Below are 19,073 nucleotides of genomic sequence, written 5' to 3'. Positions count from 1 at the left end.
TTATAAATGCTTTTTGTTAGTTGATTAGTTGCTTTAAGGAGATGAAATGAAATTTAAAAAACGATCATTGTTAAGCGTTTTATTATTAATAAGTTCAACTACACTTACAGCATCATGTTTTTACGATAAAACTAAAGTAATCAAAAGAGAAGAAAATACCTATAAAGACGAATCTAACCTTAAAGAAGGAATGGTTAAAGAAGAAGATAAAAAAGAAGAAACTGAGAAAAATATACAAGAAAAAAATCCTTCAGATGATCAATCATCAATGAATGAAACAGAAGAAGTTGATCCAACAGAAAATAACAATGATCAAGAGGCTCTAGAAAATGAAAAAGCTAAAAACAAAGTTGTTGAAATAGAGAAAAATACCGATATTAACACCCAAACAACTAAAGAGAAACTTAAGGCTTTTAGTGATGAAATTGTAGATTCAGCTAAAAACGAATATCCATCAGTTTTTATTGGAAGAAATGCTTCGCAATATTTAATCTCTAGTTCTAATGCAATGCTTGCTCAGTTGGAATTAAGTAAAAATGATAAACAACCTTATAATGATATTATCTACATAATTGATACTGTTGTAAATGATTACGGGAAAACATTAAAAAATGAAAAACAAAGATTTAACTATAATGAGTTGCTAAAAACATATGGCGATACTGCTTTATTAAATGAAAATAATGAATTGACAAATATAGAAGACGGAAGATTAAGGGTAGTAGATAAACAAATATATTTAGACAACACAAAGAAAGGTTCAAACTATAGTGTATTCCCTAGAAGCATAGAAGAACTTAAAACTTATCTAAAAGGTTATATAGATAAAGTAAAATTATTTGATTTTTATATCCCTGACATATCATTTATAGATATTAATTATCCAATAAGAAATTGAATAATTACCCATGCTAACAAGATTGTTATATTAAGTGATGGTAACGCTCAACCATATAAATTTATTAATAATGATTACATACCTTGAGCTAAAAGACAAAGTAATCATTATTCTAAAGAAGAACTAACAGAATTTTGAGATAAAGGGATTAAAACTAAGAAATTAGATATCAATTTTAGATATTTTTATACACTTGAAGATAAGTTTAAAATTTTTAATTTAATCGGTGATTATTCGCAATATTTTAATAAAGAACTCGATTTGAATGATACGAGTTGAGCTAATTTAGATATTAAAACTTATCCGCTTAATTTTAAAGATTTTGCTAACAGCATTTCTGAATTAGATATTAGTAAATACTACGAAGAATATAGCACTCTTTTTCATTTAAAAGATAAAACAATTTTAGACTTTATAACTTATGGAAAAGATAATTATGATCCTAACAAAGAGAATCTAATCTTTATTGGTTCTAGTTTATTTAGAAAAGATGCTTCCAGCAAATGAAGATTAAGATTAGAATTTCCTACTGTTGCTACACGTGAGGTTCATAATTATATAGAAAAAATTCATGAATTGTACCCTCCTGAAAGATATAATTATTTTTACAAACTTCATCCAGTTTATAAAAATGAAGATGCGGTGAAATACATTCAATTATTAAATAACAGTAAGGAAAATAAAGGTATAATTCTAGATCCATCGGTTTCTTGGGAAAATATGCTAGCAATAGATTTAAATAACATTAGTTCTAATAAATCTGTATTCTTCAAAAGCGATGAGTTTAATAAGGATTCTGTTAAAACAAAATTATACGGTTTACAAGCAACAACTACAGTTCTATTAACAACTATAGCAATGCTACAAGAGTATTTCAATATTGATATGGAAGAAACCTTACATTTTGTAGATCTTAATAATTTCCCTATTCCTGAATCGTTTCATTTAATTCGTAGAGATAACTTCTTTTATGATAAAAAGAAAGGATATAATGCTAATTACGAAGAAATGATAAAAATTTATAAATACTTTGTATTTTCGCATAACTTCCCTTCAATTAAATCAATACCATCTATGAGCGAATTCCTTAAAAAAGAAGTAAAGAAAGATGAAATGAAAATGGATAGCGAGATAGAAATGCCTAAATAATTTTGTTGATAAAATATCTTAATTTTAAGTTTTATATCAAATCTGATTACAATTTTATTTTCTAAGAAAACGAAATCGTTTTATTTATACATAAAAAACCACCGAATTTACCGGTGGTTTTTATATTTTTAATTTCTTGGTAAGAATATATTTCTACTTTTCTAAATTAACTAAGCAACGCCTGTTAATTTAGCTCTTAGTTCATCGCTAAATTCTTTTGAGAATAATACTTCTAGAGTATAGAATGCTAATTCTAAAGTTGTCAATGAACATCTTGCTGTTATCAACTTATTCGAACAATTAAGTTGGGTATTAAAATCTTTAATACGATTAGCGCCATTCATTGTACCGTCACTTCAAGAAATGTATTTATCATCCTTATTAAGGATATTGTTTTCACTTAAAGCATTGGGTGCGTCACAAATAGCAATTACTCATTTATTGTTTTGAACGAATTCCTTAACACATTCAAGACCTTTTTGATTAGATCTTAAATGGATAGCTCCAACACCACCAGGTACATAAATAGCATCATAATCATTAACGTTAAATGATTTAATTGTTTTAATATGAGCTACATTAAATTGACCTACAACACTGTCTTGGTTATCAGGTGAGTAATAATCAATTTTAGAGAATTTATTACTAGCAGTAAGAATTGAAGCAAAGCTTACTAATTCAATGTCTTGGAACTCTTTAAGAGTTAATACAAGTAGTTTCAACTATTTAACCTTTCTATAATTTAATGATATGTAAATTATTTTATTTTAAAATTTACATATCGTGTGATTTAAGAACACATAATTTTAATAATGAGCCGATTAATTCAAAATAAATTTACTCGTGAAGCAAAGAAGAAACAAGCTCAATTAAAGAAAATTCTTGAACAAGAAAATGAATCTATATCTAAATATAAGAATGATTTAGATAAGATTAGCGCGAACATATTATTAGATTATCAAACTAATAAACCTGATTTATTAAGTTTAAAGATTAAATATTCATCTGAAAACCAAGCCCACATTAATGAATTAAAAGACTTTTTGTGATCTTTTGATAATAGTGATCTAATTAATATTATTGATCAAGCACGGTTTTTAAATGATTATTCGAAAGATGTTACTAACAAGAATTCAGATAAGAGTTGAATTTCAAGCGATGCTGGATTAAAAGAAATTAATAATATTAGAGAAAGATTCGAACAATTAAAAGTTCTGTCATCTAACTTTGTTAGTAATTCACATAATGATCTGTATAAGTTGCAACAGATTATTACATATGCTAAGAAAAAGATTAATGACGCTGAATTCTTTAAACCAGTTGAAAAAATTGATATTGGTACTAATAAAAACAAAGCTAAAAACTTCAAGATTTTATTAGGTTTATTAATTGGTTTGATAGCAGTTTGTTTAATTTTTTTATTTATTATTATTGGAATATTTAAGACATCAGAATAATGACGACAACTGAAATTAATAATCATCAGATAGCCATCGATGGACCAGCAGGAAGCGGTAAATCTACTGTTGCTAAACTAGTAGCTAATAAACTTAATTTTAACTACTTATCAACAGGTAAAATGTTTAGAGCATTTTATTATTTAATGAACCTTAACAATTGATCAGTGGATCAATTGTTAAATAACTACCACACTTACCAGTTTGAATTCAATGGTGATCAAGTTAAGATTGATAACAAGAATGTTTCTGAAGCTTTAAATGAATTAAAGATATCTATGGGTGCTAGTGAGATAGCTCAAAATGATAAGATAAGAAAACTAGCATTAGAATTACAACAAGATTATGCTTCTAAAAAACCAGTAGTAATGGATGGCAGGGATATTACTAGTATTGTTTTACCTAATGCTATTCTTAAAATCTATTTAACTGCTTCAGCTAAACAAAGAGCTATCAGACGCATTAAACAATTAAACCTGGAATTAACGGACGAAAAAATAGAAGAGTTTAGCAATGAAATTGCTAAACGAGATTATAATGATGCTAACCGTAAGTTAGCACCATTAATTATTGTTGATGATGCAGTAGTTATTGATTCGGATAATTTAACAATTGATGATGTTGTCAATCAAATTGTAAGTTTATATAAGAAAAGATTGGAGGTTAATAATGCTTAAAGTAGCTATCGTTGGTAAACCTAATGTTGGTAAATCAACATTATTCAATCGTTTAATAAAGAATCGAATTGCTATTGTTGATGATGTTCCAGGGATCACTCGCGACCGTATTTTTGGTGATGTTGAATGATTAACTAAAAGATTCCAAATTATTGACACCGGAGGTCTTACTACAGATAGTGATGTATTTCAAAAAGCAATTGAACAACAAGTTCAATTTGCTATTGATGAAGCCGACATTATCTTATTTGTATGTTCGTATAAAGAAGGTGTTAATGTTGATGATCATTATGCTGCCAAACTACTTAAAAAACATAAGAACAAAAAGATTCTTTTTGTTCTTAATAAGATTGAAAATCAAAATAAAAATGAACTTAATTTAAGTTCATACTTTAGTTTAGGGTTTGGTAAACCGTTAATTATATCAGCAGAACATGCGATCGGGATTGGGGATTTATTAGATGAGATTGTCAAATTAAAAGATCAATTTGACAACAAGAAAGAAGAAGAGTTGGCGGCAACTTTTTGTATTATTGGTAAACCTAATGTTGGAAAATCTAGTTTATTAAATCAGTTACTCAAAAAAGAAAGAGTATTAGTATCAGATGTAGCAGGAACTACTAGGGATGCTATTGATGCTACTTTTAGATATAATAAAGAATTATATAAAGTTATTGACACCGCAGGTATCAGAAGAAAAGGTAAGATAGCTACAAGAATAGAAAAATTCTCAGTTCAAAGAACACAACAAGCAATCTCAAGATCAAAATTTATTTTGTTGATGCTTGATGGTTCGGTTGAATTATCAGAACAAGACGAAGTGATTGGTGGGTTGTGTCATCAAGCTAATTTACCAACAATTATTGTGGTTAATAAATGAGACATTGTTAAAAAAGATGAGAAGACAATGAACTTATTTAAAAAAGAGATTCGTAATAAGTTTAAATATCTTCCTTGATCGCCTATTATCTTTATTAGTGCTAAGGAGAATTTAAGAATTGAGACGATCTTTGACACAATCAAGATGATTAAAGAACAACTTAATATTAAGATATCAACTTCTTTATTGAATGATGTAATCAGTAAAGCACAAATGATGAACCAAGCGCCAATATTCAATGGTAACCGTTTATCAATCACTTATACAACTCAAGCGCAAGGTCAAATTCCGACCTTTGTATTGTTTTGTAATAATCCTGATTATTTACACTTTTCATATGCACGGTTTCTAGAAAATAAAATAAGAGAAGCCTTTGGTCTTACTTATGTTCCGATCACCTTGTATTTCAAGTCGAAGAATGCAAGAAACCGTAAATTATCAAAAGATGTGAAATTTAAGCAAGTTGGTTATGATATAGAATAAAGTGATTTTCAAACTTTTTTAGATAAAATTAAAGAGATATTTAAAACTATGGCAAAAACAAAAAAATGTTATATTTCAACCCCGATATACTATGCTTCGGGACAACCGCATATCGGTCATGCTTATACAACAATTTTAGGAGATTTCTTAGCTCGTTATAAAAAACAAAGAGGCTATGATGTTTTTTTCTTATCAGGTACTGATGAATTTGGTAAAAAGATTGAAACTAAAGCGAAATCTTTAAATTTAAGTCCGATTGAAATGGTTAGTAGTTTTTCAGATAATTTTAGAAAATTATTTGAGCTTTTAAATATTGATCTTACAAGATTTGTAAGAACAACAGAAGAAAACCATCAAGAAGTAGTTAAAAAGGTTTTTGCCCTATTGTTTAAAAAAGGTTTTATTTACATCGATCAATGACAAGGGCTTTATTGTGTTGATTGTGAAGAAGGTTATACTTCATCTAGTGCGTTGAAAAAAGCTGATATAGCTGAAAAAATTAATGCCGATTTATCTAAGGATCCAGAAGATCAGCTTTATTGTAATGTTGGTCATAAGATTAGCACAATTAATGAGCCATCTTATTTCATTAAATTGTCAGAGTTTAGTGATTTTATTAAACAATCACTTGAAAGCAATAACCCAGTTGTATTCCCAGAGTCTCGTAACAAAGAGATGTTAAATAACTTTATTAATGTTGGGTTAAAAGATTTATCAATCACAAGAACTAGTGTTAATTGAGGAATTGATTGTCCGTTAAATAAAAGCCATAAGATCTATGTTTGATTAGATGCTTTGTTTTCATATTTATCATCAACTGGTTTTGCTTCACATGATGATAAGAACTACCAAGAATTCTGAAACAATGATGATAGTGAAAGAATTCATTTGATCGCTAAAGAAATCACAAGATTCCATAGAATTTATTGAGTAATCTTCTTGGAAATGTTGGGATTAAAACAACCAACAAAGATGATCTCGCATGGATGAATTGTTGATGAAAACGGTAACAAGATGTCAAAATCGCTTAATAACGTTATTGACCCTGTTGAGCTAGTTGATATCTTTGGTGTTGATCAAATTCGTTATTTCTTACTTAAAGAAGTAAGTTTAAGTGAAGATGGTAAGGTTGGTAAGCGTTTAATTCAAGAAACGCTTAACTCGGATTTAATTAATAATTTTGCCAACTTAGTTAATCGTTTAATACCAATGATTGAAACGCGTCAGAATTCGATAATTCTACCTTATAAACAAGGATTAGAAGTTGTTGATAATTACTTAACAGAGTTAGCTAAAGTTCCTGCTGAATTTGAACGATTAGTTGAACAAAATGATATTCGTGGCGCTATAAAAACATTGCTTAGTATTTCAAAAGAATATTCAAGTGTTATTGAAATTACCAAACCTTGAGAATTATACAAAAACAACCAAACACAAGAATTAGCTAATGTTTTATTTGCTGGAGCTTGTGCTGTTAGAAGTGTCTTTGTTTTACTTGAGCCTATTCTTACGATAAAGTCTAAAGAAGTTTATGAGCAAATGAACTTTACCCCTGAACAAATTAAGCTTGAAAACATTAATAATTTTGAACAATTGAATAATCACAAAATAAATCAAGCTAAGAAATTATTCCAAAGAGTTAATTTAACTTTACAAATTGCTGGAGAAAAATCAGAATCAGATCAAAAAGACAATAATAAAAAACAAAAAGATAAAAATAAAAAATCTAAATCTGAAAACAAAAAAGAAGAAGTTGCACAAGTAGAAGAAGTTAAATCTGAATAATTCTTAAATAAGGATTATTAAAGGTCATTTAAGTAATACCAATAATAAATTAAGCAGCACCAAGTGCTGCTTTTTATTTATCTTATATAGATTAATTGATTATCTGATTGATTTCTTAGAGATAAGCTATTATTTAAATAAACATTAAAAATATCTATTAGTTGTTTATCATTTAAAAAGATATAAGAATATAATTAATAAGTCATAACAAATATTATGAGTAAGAGAAAAATCGTATTAGTTGCAGATCATACTGGCGTTTTTTTAAAGCAAGAACTTATTAGTATGCTTAAAAGCGAATATCGTGATGAATTCGAAGTAATTGATCTTGGATCTGATGACGAAAAAGCGCCAGATGATTATCCTGATTTTGCTTTTTTGTTAGAAGACTATTTCAAGGACGAAAACACAACTAATTTAGGTGTTGCGATCTGTGGTACCGGAGTAGGTATCTGTATTGCTGCCAACAAAATCAAAAATGTTAGAGCAGGCTTAGTTTATGAACCTAAGTATGCAGAACTAGCTATCCAACACGACAAATGCAATGTTTTAGTTTTAGGTGCTAGAACAACTACAATTGATTCTAGTAAAGAGATACTAAGAAGATTTTTAGCAGCTGAATTTGAAGGCGGAAGACACCAAAGAAGGGTAGATAAAATTAGTGCTTATGAGAAAAAATAAAGTTAAAGATCCATTAAAAGCTAATTATTTTAAATGAGATTTAGTTCCTACAGAACTAAAACCATCAAGAAAAAAATCTTACATCTATCTTGTTTTGGCTGTTATTGCTTTAATAGCTTCATTAATCCTTGTAGCTTTATCAGCAGCTCCATATGAAGAAATTCTAAATAAAGGCGTAACACAGTCTGGCTTTATTGATTCGGTTTCTAAAGGTGGAATCTTTACCAAAATCTATACACCTGAAAATTCAGGTATTGAACCTGGTACAGTTGGTCTTGAGATTACTCCTTTAGTTAATAATACTAACTACACCCAAGCTGAATTATCAGATATTAGAATAGCTATTGGTAGCGTTTCTTTATTCTTATTTGTTTTATTCTTAATATTTGTAATCGTTTCTTATATGTATTTCTTAGGCTCTATTAGTATTAAGAAAACAGAACAAACAACAGTTTCTTTAAATAAAAATCTTTAATTTCAAGAAAAAATACATATATTGATTAAAGGCTTAATTCAATATATGCACCAAAATAGAGGAATGTTTCTTGAAACATTAATCAACAATACCATTAAACATAATGAATTAGCCCCTAAAGGGCTAATTTTTAAACGTCACTTGCCGATTAATGTTTATAGTTTTGCTAACACAAAAGTCTCTGGATGATTAAAAGAAAAAACCCAAACAGATTATTATGGTTTGTATAAAGGTTATTTCTTTGATTTCGATGCTAAGCAAAGCTCGCAATTAAATTATTCTTTAAAAAATATTAAAGAACATCAATTATCCCATTTAAGAAAGATTTATGATCAAGGTGGAATAGCTTTTATCTTGCTTTTAATAGTACCTAAGGAAGAGTTTTTTATGATTCCAATAAAAAAAATTGATTCTTGATTAGCAAATCAAGAATCAAAAACTTTGAAATATGAATGAATTAAAAATAATTCTTTTCAATTAGAGCTGTTTTATCCAGGAGTTATTGGAATTTTTGAAGGGCTCCAAGAATGGATAAATCTAATTACTTAGTCTTCGTTGTTATCGCGATTTTTGAAAAAACCACTTGGTTTTCTCTTAGGTTGAAGCAATTCGTCATCTTCGCTTACATATTTTCATTTAATAGTAGCAGTTGCTTCTTTTAAAGGTTTAGATGCTCTGAATTTAACCTTTGGTTTTGGAGGGATTCTTGTTTGTGCTCCAGTTTGTGGATCAACAGAAATTCTTTCACGACCTATTGTAACTCTAAAAGTTCCTAGATCAGGTAATCTTACTTGTCCTTCTGTTTTGATTTCTTTTTTTACTAAATCACCATAAACTTGGAAACAAGCTTTAACTAGCTTTGAACTAACTCCAGTACATTCAGCGATAATTTTGTAAATTTCAGATTTAGTTAGCATTTTGTCAATATTTTTAATGGTTATATTTTAATATTTTTTAATCAAAGAAAAGAAAGATTGAAAAATTATTTAATTCTTTTATTAAAATTTGATAATATAAACAAGTATATTTAAAATGTTAATAAATTTTATTTATGTCTAACAACGTATCTGAAGAACAAAAAAAAGAAACTGAATATCAACAAAGTGTTGATAAGGCTATAGGGATTTTCAACTCATTGTTCTCAAAAGAGCAAGACAAATTTATTTTTATTAGATCTGTTTATGAAAATGACGGGGTAGCAAACATGGAATACTCTCGTCAAAAATTAAATGAATTAATGAGTTTAATCATTAATGAACCAACTAAAAACTATGCAAGAAATTATTTTTTAAATTCTTGCTTAACAAAGATTACAGATTATGAAGAAATTGAAGATGTATTAAGCTTGTTTAAAAAGGATAAACAAATTCTTGACAAGTTTTGTTTATATTATTTATTGTTTAAACAATCTTTTGATTTTAACGACCCTGATCGATTTAAAGTAACAAAAATTTTATCAAACATTGCCAAGGAATTAATTGAGGTATTAAATTTAAATTAATATATGGCTAGAAGAGATAAAGGTATTGATTTAATTATATTTATCATATTATTGATTTTAGGGATCGTACCAGGTGTGCTGTATGCAATCTTCAAACTAGCTCAACCAAAGTTTAATTGAATAGCTTTTGTTGTATTATGTATTTTTTTCATATTCCCTGGAGTTATTTATTTACTTACTTGTTCAGATCTAATAATCTTTAATAAAAAAGAACTATCTAAAAAAGGTTAATCAAGATACGCTTTTATCTTTAAAAATAAAGTAAAAAGTAGTATACTAATACAAGCAATAACCAAAGACCATAACTGGTAGATAGAAATATCTCCTTAATTCGTTATGTAGGTTAGATAATTATATCTAATAAACAATCTTAGTTATTGTTTTCAATTTATATTGGATTTAAATACACAATGAAAGCAATTATTCAAAAAAAGATTGAACATGTGAATAAAATTGCTGCGTTGTTAAAAGATGCTAAATCTTTTGTAGTATTTGAATACTCTACAATGACAGCTAAAGAGATCACAGCTCTTAGAAGAAAAATTAAAACTACTTCTAACGAAATGTTTGTTTTAAAAAACAACATTTTAAGAAGAGCTATTAAAGAAGCTGGTATTGAAGGGTTTGAATCAGATATTAAAAACCAAGTTGCTGTAGTAATTGGTTTACAAGATGCATTTTTACCAATCAAAGCAGTTCATGAGTTCGTACAAGCTAAAGAAGCGATCAAATATGTTTGCGGATATTTAGAAAACAAAAAATTATCAGCAGCTGAATTGAATGAAATCGCTGTTCTTCCTTCAAGAGAAGAGCTTTACAGCATGTTCTTATCAGTACTTCAAGCTCCAGTTCGCAAATTCTTATATGCACTTAAAGCTGTAGCTGACACAAAACAATAATAATTAATCAAAAACAATAGGTAAAATTTACAATGGCAAAATTAACTAAAGAACAATTTATTGAAAGTCTAAAAGAAATGACTATCGTTGAAATCAACGATGTAATTAAAGCAATCGAAGAAGAATTTGGTGTTTCAGCTGCTGCTCCTGTAGCTGCTGCTGCAGCTGCTCCTGGTGCTGCTGCTCCAAGTGAAGTAACAGTTGTTTTAACATCTGCTGGTGATAAGAAAGTTGAAGTTATTAAACTAGTTAGAGAAATCACTGGTTTAGGTTTAATGGATGCTAAGAAAGCTGTAGATACTCCTCCAGCTACTCTTAAAGAAAACGTTAAGATTGAAGAAGCTAACGAATTAAAAGCTAAATTTGAAGCAGCTGGTGCTAAAATTGAGCTTAAATAATTAACCTAAATACCAATTAATTTAAATTTATAAATAAAGAATAAAACATCATGGCAGTACAACAAAGAAGATCCTCTAAACATAGAAGAGATAAAAGACGTTCACATGATGCTTTAGCAGTTAGCTTAATCAACGTATGTAAGCACTGTGGGAAATTCAAACGAGCACACAGAGCTTGCTCTTGTGGGATGTACAACGAATTAAGAATTACCAAAGCTAAATAATGAACGATAATTTATCACACAAATCTAAAGACTTAAATCTAACTTCAGTAAGTGAAGTTTCTAAATACCAAAACAGTAAAATTAAGGCTGGTTTGGATTGATTTAGTGCGACAGCAATTCTTTTATTAACCATAATTGGAATATGCGTTGGCATTTGTCTATCTTGTGTAGTTATCATTCATGCGTCTTAATTTAATAAGTAAATCAATTTATTAAAAAAATAAAACATCTATCACGATGATAGATGTTTTTTTATTTTCTGTATAACCTTCATTTTACTTGATCTTGATATTTTATTTGATGAATAATCTACAGTTTATGAGAATTGTTAATTTAAAAAATAAAGACACTCTATTGATGAAACAACTAAGCTTATTAACCAGTTTATTCTTTTTTAATTGTTAGTTAGATTTGCTTAGCATGTTTTGCTAATTAAATAAAATTAATAAAAAAAGACCATCTAAATGATGAATTAGATGGTCAAAGAATAAGTAAATAAACCAATTATTTTAAAGTGTCTTATAAATTATTTTTAACTTCTTTTTCGTGTTGTTCTTGAGGTGTTAATAAATTGTATTTCTTAGCTTCATTAATAAAGAAATTATATTGCATTAAGTCTAATTTGTTCATCTTACGCTCTTTGGTTTCATTATTAATATTCAAGTCTTTCTTTAGATAAACAATAGAAATACTAAACACAACTATTGATGTGATGAATGGTGATATTGCATAACCTCAAACATAAATTCACACATTCGCATTATTTTCTTTAGGAGCTATTAAAGCTATACCAAATAAAATGCCAAACACAAGATAAGCAATAAATACACCTTCGATAGCTGAAGCAATATATGATCTTATGATATTGTTAGTTCCTTGAAACAACATCATTCCGCAAATCGTAATAGAAAACATTACAATTCTTAACATTGTGATTCTTACATACTGAGTTACTAAATCTGCGTTATCAATTTGTTGCACCATTGGATTAATACTTGGATCTTGGAAATTAAATAAACCTACAAGAACAGGTTTAGCAGCAAAAAAGACGATTAAATAAGAAATAATTGAATAAGAAAAAGTAACTAATAAAGATCATCAAAATGTTTGATGTACACGTTTATAATTGCGATTAGTATAGTTATAACCTACAAGTGGTCTGCCACCATCTGATATCCCGAATAAAGAAACAAAAAATAAAACAATTAGTGGTGTTGATCCTGCATGGTAGTTTTGAAAATCCTGCCCTGAAATCTTGATTAATAATAAGTTATAAACCAAGAACATTACAGCAACCCCTATCACCCTAATGAACGATGATATCCCTAATATAATAATTGGAATAATAATCTTAATATTAAACCTAACTTTAAATAAATCATTAAAGTTAAGTCATGTTGCTTGTTTTTTATTAAAATAGATAACAAATCCAACATATAATAAGAGATTAATAACTCAACTAATAACAGAAGCGCTAGCGCCACCCACTAAACCTAGATTAAAATATTTAATAAAAATTCAATCTAATAGTACGTTTAATACATTAGCTACTATAGAAGCAATAGTAACAAAGAAATTTCGTCCCTCTGATCTAATCATGAATGATAATAAAGAGAATAAACCAGCAATCACAAATCCACTTATATAAATTCAGCTATACTGATTCCCTCATTCTGCTGAGATATCAGCAATCGCATTATCATAAGCAAGAATAACCTTAGGATATTGTTTAAAATCAGTAACACTAATAGAATTCATATCAATGTTATTGATTTTATTTATTAAGTTAGATGTATTATTAGCTTCAAAAGAAGCTAATATACCATTATCAAGATTAGCGGTACCTATAAGTTGTCTTTGCAATCCAGCGCCAACTAAAACAAAACAAACTAAGGTAACTGCTAAGCATAATATTAATGATGTTCAAAAAGACATCACTCAGATGTCTCTACCAGTTTTTTCATACTTATAACTAATTGCTTTAGTGTAATAAACACCCGCACCTACTGGTACTAGATAAATAACTGAACTACCTACTAATGTAACGCTTTGAAAAGAGTTTACTGCTTGACGAGCAATAACAGACACATTTGATAATTGTGAGATTTCGCCAACACCAATATCTTTAACTCTTGAGTTATAGACATTCTTAAACAACAAAACAATATTATCTAGTATTTGGTGGTTGTTAATATATTTTTCTAGTTCATCACGGTTTAATGTGATTGCTGGCATGCTTCTAATCGAATCGCTAAATACAGAAATAAAATCCTTATTAAAATAACCCTCAGGTACAGGCATACTTTGGGATGCTTGATAATATGTATTATCAATTACAAATATATTAGGAATACTTACAATGTTGCTACTTACAAAGATCTGATCAAATACTTGTTTATATACATTAGTATTTGAAAAATAAGTAGCATTATAAACATCATTTAATTTTCATACATCTGGAATTAATTTTTGGATCAAGATTTGATCCAAAAAACTATACAATCCACCAAAAAAGGAAGCTAATAGACCTGGAAGACAAACTATTCATATAGCTTTAGAAATAGCAGTTTTACCAAAAAGAGTATTTGCTTTTTCTTGTTTGTCGATGTGGCTATAACCCGTTCTCATATATTAGTTTTACATTCCTTCGTTAGGTTGCTGGTTTTGACCTATCTTAACAATGAATTCTCTAAAAATAGCGTTAGTGTGTTCATCACTTCCGTGTGTTTTTACTTGAACAATAAATTTTAGTTCGTTAGTATCTTCATTGTAAGTTGGATTTTGAGATGATGATAAGGTTATTTGGTAAGTGTTGTTATATTTGCTATCTTGGAATTTCACTAACCCTTCATTTCTTGCACCAATTGTTAGTTTTTCAATATCAACTGTATGATCACTAGTGTTATAAAAATAATTTAATGGTTTTTTAAACAACTCGCTGTCAGTATTAATAACAACATCATTGGCAGCTCTTGATAAATCAGAAGGAAAATCTAGTGTTATCATTTTTTCACTAGACAAAGCACTTCAAATCTGATTTTGTTTATTGTTATTTTCTAATTTATAAAATGGTTGTTTATTAGTGTTTTCTAACTTAGCTTTGAAGATAATTTCATTTGTTTCTAACTTCTTATCATCTCGTTGGTAAACCAAAGAAAGATCAAACCATTTACTTAAATAACTAAAATAATTGGTTTTATCATTATCGCTTAAGAATAAACCTACATCAGCAAAATTGCTAAGTTGTTGACTATTAGTAACCATCTTAAGATTCATTATTGAAGCATCAGTAGTAGTGGTTTTAACATTAGTTCAACCTATAGATAAACTAGCTAAGCGATTAAAATTAAATTCAACAGTTTTGTTAAAGCTTAATGACTTGTTATCGTTTATCTTAAGATCAAACGATAACTTTCCTTGTCGATCATCAATAAATAAGTTTTCTAGCTTAACATTTGCTCTATCTGCTTGATTAATATTGGTATCAAACTTTTCTCAATTAAGGGTGTAATTGTCATTTTGATTAATAACTAAATCTGAAGCGACAACATAATCAGACTTTAAAGTTAAACTTAATTCATTATTATCGTCATTCTTATTTGAATCACTTGGTTGATTATTATTTTGATTGTCACTTGGTTGGTTGCTTGAATCAATTTGATTCGAATCACTAGGTTGATTTGGATTTACGACAGGTTTGTTATCACCACCACCCTGATTAATTGGTGGTTGTACTTCTTGCTTAGAACAAGAAGTTAAACTAAATGAAATCAAACCACCTATCAATAAAAAGTTAAATATCTTTTTCATTCAATCTTATATTTCTATTATTATTCTTAATCAAAATAAATATGTTAACCTTTATTTGTAAAATAAATGTTAAATCTATTGTTATATTATGGATTTACAACCTCAATATTATTCTTATTAATAAGTTAATAAGAATAATGATGTTATCATTTATAATGAGGTTTAATTAAAATATCTTTGGTTTTAACCAACATCTTATATTAGTTAATAGTTATAAACTATAAACTAATAAATAAGCATATATAAAAATATCATTAATTTTTTAAAAATCAATAGATAACAATATATTAAAATACTATTAGTATTTAATTATATAAATATTGTCACTTTAGCTCTTAGAGTGCTAAAATATTAGTATGATTACTTTATAATAAATATAGAGTAGAACCATTAACCATCATTTATGTCTTCAAAAAGAGATTATTACGAAATATTAGACGTACCACGTTCAGCTACACAACAAGATATTAAAAAGGCATTTAGAAAACTTGCCATGAAATATCACCCCGATCGCAATAAAGAACCAGATGCAGAAGAAAAATTTAAAGAAGTAAATGAAGCATATGAAGTTCTAAGCGACGAGGAAAAAAGACGACTTTATGACACTTATGGTCATGAAGGTTTAAATGCATCTGGGTTCCATCAAAGTGGATTCAATCCATTTGATGTGTTTAACTCTGTGTTCAGTGGCTTTGATTTTGATGGTGGGTTTGGTGATGTGTTTTCCCAATTCTTTTCAGGTGGTGGTCAGCAAGGATATCATAACCAAGGTTATGTAGAAGAAATTGATGTAAATCTTGTTCATGAAATCAAATTGACATTTTTAGAAGCCGCTAATGGTTGTATTAAAAATATTAAATATACAAGACAAGTAACTTGTCCTGATTGTGATGGAACGGGATCAGCTGATGGTGATGTAAATACTTGTAACGATTGTAAAGGTGATGGTTTTATAATCGAGAATAGAAGAACACTTCTAGGGATGTTCCAAACTAAGAAAACTTGTCCTTCTTGTAAGGGTGAAGGTCAAGTTATCAAGAATAAATGTAAGAAGTGTAAATCTAGAAGAATGGTTGATGAAACTGTTGAAAGAAATGTTGCCATTGATTCTAATGTTTTCTATCAAGAGGTTGTGGTTGTACAAAATGAAGGTCATATTTTTAGAAATGTAGTCGGCGATCTTTATTTAAGAGTTAAAATTGAACCTTCTAGAGTTTTTGAACTACGTGATAACCATGTTGTAGTTAATGTTTTGGTAGATCCTATGGTAGCTATCGTTGGGGGAACAATATCAATTCCTACTCTAAAAGAAATCAAGGATATCAAACTAAAACCTGGAACTAAAAATGGTGATGTAATCACTATTGCTAATGGTGGTATCAACCTTAAATTAGATTCTCGCGCATACGGTTCTTCTTATAGTGAAAAAGGTGATCTTATTGTAGTCATCAACTGTGCAAGACCGAGAGAATATACTAAAGAAGAACTTGAAAAACTAAGAGAGTTTATCAAACCTAATAAAGAAGTTATCTTATACGAAGCTTTAGTTAAAAAAGAATTAGAAAACAAAGAATAACCTATTTATTAAATAGGTAATATAAAAAAACAAACCTCCAAATCTGATTTGGAGGTTTTTTATTCTTAATAAATAAGGTTATGTTGTTGATAATAAAAATGGTAAAAATAAACCCTTGATGATAAAGAAAATTTCTTATCTCGTTGTGCTTTTTGTATAATTTAGAAAATGAATTTTAAGGGTTTCTATCAATGAACAACTTTAAAACTATAAGAATTAGTAAAAGGCAATTGCTAATTCTTGGTCTATATTTATCAACCTTAATAATAGTTAGTATTAGCATTATTGCTTTGATGATTCAATCAGTAACTAATAGACAACTAGAATATACTAGCCTTGATAAAACTAATGTATTAATATCTTTAGTTTTACCAATTGTTTTCTTAGCTTTGTTTAGCATATCATCTGTTTGATTACTAATATCTGGTAATGATACTTATGAGTTTAAACAAACCATTAAGAATAACAAGAAGAAAATGAATTCTTATTTATTATTAATTGAATCACTTCAATTAATAGTATGAATCGCATTTATTAGTTTATTGATTCTTATATTCTATCCGATAAACCAAACTGATGATTTGTTTTTATCTTTTAATCAAAGGTTTACTGATGATAATCAAAAAATCACAGGTTTTTATGATGTTTATGTAAATAATGGTGATCTTTTAGCTAGTCTAAAAGAAGGATTGATTAAATACGCTAGCAGTTTTTCTTATCAATTCAATAGAGATTCATTAATTGGATGAAACTTTATCTACATAATATTTTATCTATCATTATTCTTAGCTTATGTTAAGTTGGGATTCTTTGATAATAAGAAAAGATTCTTAGCATTAATTCCGTTTGCAGGATTAATTAATAACCTAAAAACACCTAGTTCAATTCAAGTAATAAGAACTGAACAATTAATGAACAATGGTATTTAATGATGACAAAAACAAATCAAAAATATTTTAATCTTAAAATATCAAGCAAGATTATTTGATTGTTATCCTTTTACTTAGTTTGTATTTTGGTATTTGTTGGCTATTATATTTACAAAATAGTTACAGACAATATATTAATATATGAAAGAGATGGTGATAACACTTATTTATCAATAGACACAAAATCAAATCTAGTAGGTTACAAAGGTCATTTAGCTGTTCCTTTTGTTCTTGAAATTGTTTTATTACCATTGATGGTAATTGTGAGTTCTCTGGTATTTATCTTTGATAAAAATCCATTTGTTTTTTCGAACAAAATTAAGAATAAGAAATACGCAGTTCCTGGAATTTTACTTTTAAGTGAAATATCTGAAATCTTGATTATTGTGTTCTTATGATATTTCTTTATAGTTTTTAAATCGCCTATTAGAAATAATATCGCAGTAAATCATGGTTCTTATCCAAGTGGATGATATGAAACATCATCTAATAGTTTTTTAAACTTTTTTAACAACCCTGAGGTTAGTTTAAGTTATCAAAGTAACTTAATAATGACCACAATTATGATTTTAAGTTTATCTGCATCATTACTATTAAGTTATGTTAAGTGTAGTGTTTTTTCAAGAAAAACTAGAATATTATTTATTGTTCCCTTTATGTCATTAATATTCTTTTTTATAAACAATGCAAGAAGAAATAGCGAAGAAAAGAATATAGTTGAAAATTTAAAAACATTTACCAAGCTAGTAAGAATATAAAATTATATTTTCAAAAATTAAGCATCTTAAAAGATGCTTTTTTTATTGCTTTTTTGTTAATTTTAGTTAATAAAATAGCGATAAAAATAAAATTAGATATGTACAAATAAACTAAATATTAATAGAAAATTCTAAGCAAATTAGGCAGATTTAAAAAAACAATTATTTAAATTCAGTTTTTTTGTATAATAATTAAAATAGATTATTTGTTATTTTTCGATATTTAAATAATTGGTATTATCAACCGTTCTGAAAAACCATTTTTATTGGTTTATTTTTTTATCTACTAATTTTTGGTTTTTAACCTTATTTTTCGATAAAATTTGGAATGATTCTTAGATATTATTTTTATCTTATCTTTTGAATCAACTAAAGAATTATATATTGGTTTTTTAAAAAATCAAGTTATAGAACATAATGAATTTGTTTATGCCTATAATTCTTTTATTTATAAGTTTTAAAGTTAGGTAGGGTTGATAATAAAAAAATAATA

Annotated in this window: 21 protein-coding genes; 17 read left to right on the top strand and 4 right to left on the bottom strand. The window is 27.6% G+C overall.

The window, feature by feature from the left end; genetic code table 4:
• The first annotated feature begins 46 nt into the window (after window positions 1-46).
• Window positions 47-2,047: a hypothetical protein gene (locus tag NMG68_RS03445; RefSeq protein WP_255034572.1), complete on the top strand. Its 2,001-nt coding sequence runs from the start codon at window positions 47-49 to the stop codon at window positions 2,045-2,047.
• Between the two features lie 170 nt (window positions 2,048-2,217).
• Here NMG68_RS03445 and NMG68_RS03440 read toward each other — a convergent pair whose 3' ends face one another.
• Complete coding sequence (locus NMG68_RS03440; RefSeq protein WP_255034571.1) at window positions 2,218-2,769, bottom strand: DJ-1/PfpI family protein; 552 nt, start codon at window positions 2,767-2,769, stop codon at window positions 2,218-2,220.
• A 90-nt stretch (window positions 2,770-2,859) separates the two neighbouring features.
• Between NMG68_RS03440 and NMG68_RS03435 the strand changes: the two genes are divergently transcribed.
• The 7 genes from NMG68_RS03435 (at window position 2,860) to NMG68_RS03405 (ending at window position 9,034) form a co-directional block, all read left to right on the top strand.
• Window positions 2,860-3,504 (top strand): hypothetical protein, encoded by a 645-nt coding sequence (locus NMG68_RS03435; protein WP_255034570.1) that lies wholly within the window; start codon window positions 2,860-2,862, stop codon window positions 3,502-3,504.
• The gene (gene cmk, locus NMG68_RS03430) at window positions 3,504-4,181 is read left to right on the top strand and encodes a (d)CMP kinase (protein ID WP_255034569.1); all 678 of its coding nucleotides are present in this window, start codon (window positions 3,504-3,506) and stop codon (window positions 4,179-4,181) included. The genes NMG68_RS03435 and cmk overlap by 1 nt, the downstream gene beginning before the upstream one ends.
• Complete coding sequence (der, locus tag NMG68_RS03425; RefSeq protein ID WP_255034568.1) at window positions 4,174-5,544, top strand: ribosome biogenesis GTPase Der; 1,371 nt, start codon at window positions 4,174-4,176, stop codon at window positions 5,542-5,544. The genes cmk and der overlap by 8 nt, the downstream gene beginning before the upstream one ends.
• A 48-nt stretch (window positions 5,545-5,592) precedes the next feature.
• Complete coding sequence (gene metG, locus NMG68_RS03420) at window positions 5,593-7,329, top strand: methionine--tRNA ligase (RefSeq protein WP_255034567.1); 1,737 nt, start codon at window positions 5,593-5,595, stop codon at window positions 7,327-7,329.
• Between the two features lie 216 nt (window positions 7,330-7,545).
• Entirely contained in the window at window positions 7,546-8,010 is a 465-nt protein-coding gene (locus NMG68_RS03415) for an RpiB/LacA/LacB family sugar-phosphate isomerase (protein ID WP_255034566.1), read from the top strand.
• Window positions 7,997-8,485 (top strand): hypothetical protein, encoded by a 489-nt coding sequence (locus NMG68_RS03410; RefSeq protein ID WP_255034565.1) that lies wholly within the window; start codon window positions 7,997-7,999, stop codon window positions 8,483-8,485. The genes NMG68_RS03415 and NMG68_RS03410 overlap by 14 nt, the downstream gene beginning before the upstream one ends.
• Before the next feature lie 45 nt (window positions 8,486-8,530).
• Window positions 8,531-9,034 (top strand): Holliday junction resolvase RecU, encoded by a 504-nt coding sequence (locus tag NMG68_RS03405; RefSeq protein ID WP_255034564.1) that lies wholly within the window; start codon window positions 8,531-8,533, stop codon window positions 9,032-9,034.
• Here NMG68_RS03405 and NMG68_RS03400 read toward each other — a convergent pair.
• Window positions 9,031-9,402, bottom strand: a complete 372-nt coding sequence (locus NMG68_RS03400) for an HU family DNA-binding protein (RefSeq protein ID WP_255034563.1) — start codon at window positions 9,400-9,402, stop codon at window positions 9,031-9,033. The genes NMG68_RS03405 and NMG68_RS03400 overlap by 4 nt on opposite strands.
• A gap of 134 nt (window positions 9,403-9,536) precedes the next feature.
• Here NMG68_RS03400 and NMG68_RS03395 point away from each other — a divergent pair, with 134 nt between their 5' ends.
• From NMG68_RS03395 to NMG68_RS03370, 6 genes are all read left to right on the top strand, one after another.
• Window positions 9,537-9,986 (top strand): DUF1951 domain-containing protein, encoded by a 450-nt coding sequence (locus NMG68_RS03395; RefSeq protein WP_255034562.1) that lies wholly within the window; start codon window positions 9,537-9,539, stop codon window positions 9,984-9,986.
• A 3-nt stretch (window positions 9,987-9,989) separates the two neighbouring features.
• The gene (locus NMG68_RS03390) at window positions 9,990-10,217 is read left to right on the top strand and encodes a YqaE/Pmp3 family membrane protein (RefSeq protein ID WP_255034561.1); all 228 of its coding nucleotides are present in this window, start codon (window positions 9,990-9,992) and stop codon (window positions 10,215-10,217) included.
• A 179-nt stretch (window positions 10,218-10,396) separates the two neighbouring features.
• Complete coding sequence (rplJ, locus tag NMG68_RS03385) at window positions 10,397-10,885, top strand: 50S ribosomal protein L10 (protein WP_255034560.1); 489 nt, start codon at window positions 10,397-10,399, stop codon at window positions 10,883-10,885.
• 32 nt (window positions 10,886-10,917) lie between these two features.
• Entirely contained in the window at window positions 10,918-11,283 is a 366-nt protein-coding gene (gene rplL, locus NMG68_RS03380; RefSeq protein ID WP_255034559.1) for a 50S ribosomal protein L7/L12, read from the top strand.
• 50 nt (window positions 11,284-11,333) lie between these two features.
• Window positions 11,334-11,507 carry a 50S ribosomal protein L32 gene (gene rpmF / locus NMG68_RS03375; RefSeq protein WP_255034558.1) on the top strand — a complete coding sequence of 58 codons (174 nt, stop codon included), beginning with the start codon at window positions 11,334-11,336 and terminating at the stop codon, window positions 11,505-11,507.
• Window positions 11,507-11,698, top strand: coding sequence for a hypothetical protein (locus tag NMG68_RS03370; protein ID WP_255034557.1), 192 nt, complete (start codon window positions 11,507-11,509; stop codon window positions 11,696-11,698). Before rpmF ends, NMG68_RS03370 begins: the two co-directional genes overlap by 1 nt.
• Before the next feature lie 328 nt (window positions 11,699-12,026).
• Here NMG68_RS03370 and NMG68_RS03365 read toward each other — a convergent pair whose 3' ends face one another.
• Both NMG68_RS03365 and NMG68_RS03360 read right to left on the bottom strand, forming a co-directional pair.
• Complete coding sequence (locus NMG68_RS03365; RefSeq protein ID WP_255034556.1) at window positions 12,027-14,135, bottom strand: MATE family efflux transporter; 2,109 nt, start codon at window positions 14,133-14,135, stop codon at window positions 12,027-12,029.
• Window positions 14,136-14,144: 9 nt separating this feature from the next.
• Window positions 14,145-15,317: a hypothetical protein gene (locus NMG68_RS03360; RefSeq protein WP_255034555.1), complete on the bottom strand. Its 1,173-nt coding sequence runs from the start codon at window positions 15,315-15,317 to the stop codon at window positions 14,145-14,147.
• Window positions 15,318-15,720: 403 nt separating this feature from the next.
• On the opposite strand from NMG68_RS03360, the gene NMG68_RS03350 reads away from it, so the two are divergent.
• The 3 genes from NMG68_RS03350 to NMG68_RS03340 all read left to right on the top strand — a co-directional run bounded on the left by NMG68_RS03350 (window position 15,721) and on the right by NMG68_RS03340 (window position 18,580).
• Window positions 15,721-16,893 carry a DnaJ domain-containing protein gene (locus NMG68_RS03350; RefSeq protein ID WP_272404098.1) on the top strand — a complete coding sequence of 391 codons (1,173 nt, stop codon included), beginning with the start codon at window positions 15,721-15,723 and terminating at the stop codon, window positions 16,891-16,893.
• 191 nt (window positions 16,894-17,084) lie between these two features.
• Entirely contained in the window at window positions 17,085-17,822 is a 738-nt protein-coding gene (locus NMG68_RS03345; RefSeq protein WP_255034554.1) for a hypothetical protein, read from the top strand.
• The gene (locus NMG68_RS03340; RefSeq protein ID WP_255034553.1) at window positions 17,822-18,580 is read left to right on the top strand and encodes a hypothetical protein; all 759 of its coding nucleotides are present in this window, start codon (window positions 17,822-17,824) and stop codon (window positions 18,578-18,580) included. The genes NMG68_RS03345 and NMG68_RS03340 overlap by 1 nt, the downstream gene beginning before the upstream one ends.
• Window positions 18,581-19,073: the final 493 nt, after the last annotated feature.

The organism is Mycoplasma bradburyae (assembly GCF_024338845.1).
GTDB classification, from domain to species: domain Bacteria; phylum Bacillota_I; class Bacilli_A; order Mycoplasmatales; family Mycoplasmoidaceae; genus Mycoplasmoides; species Mycoplasmoides bradburyae.
This window is presented reverse-complemented; position numbering and strand designations above follow the sequence as displayed.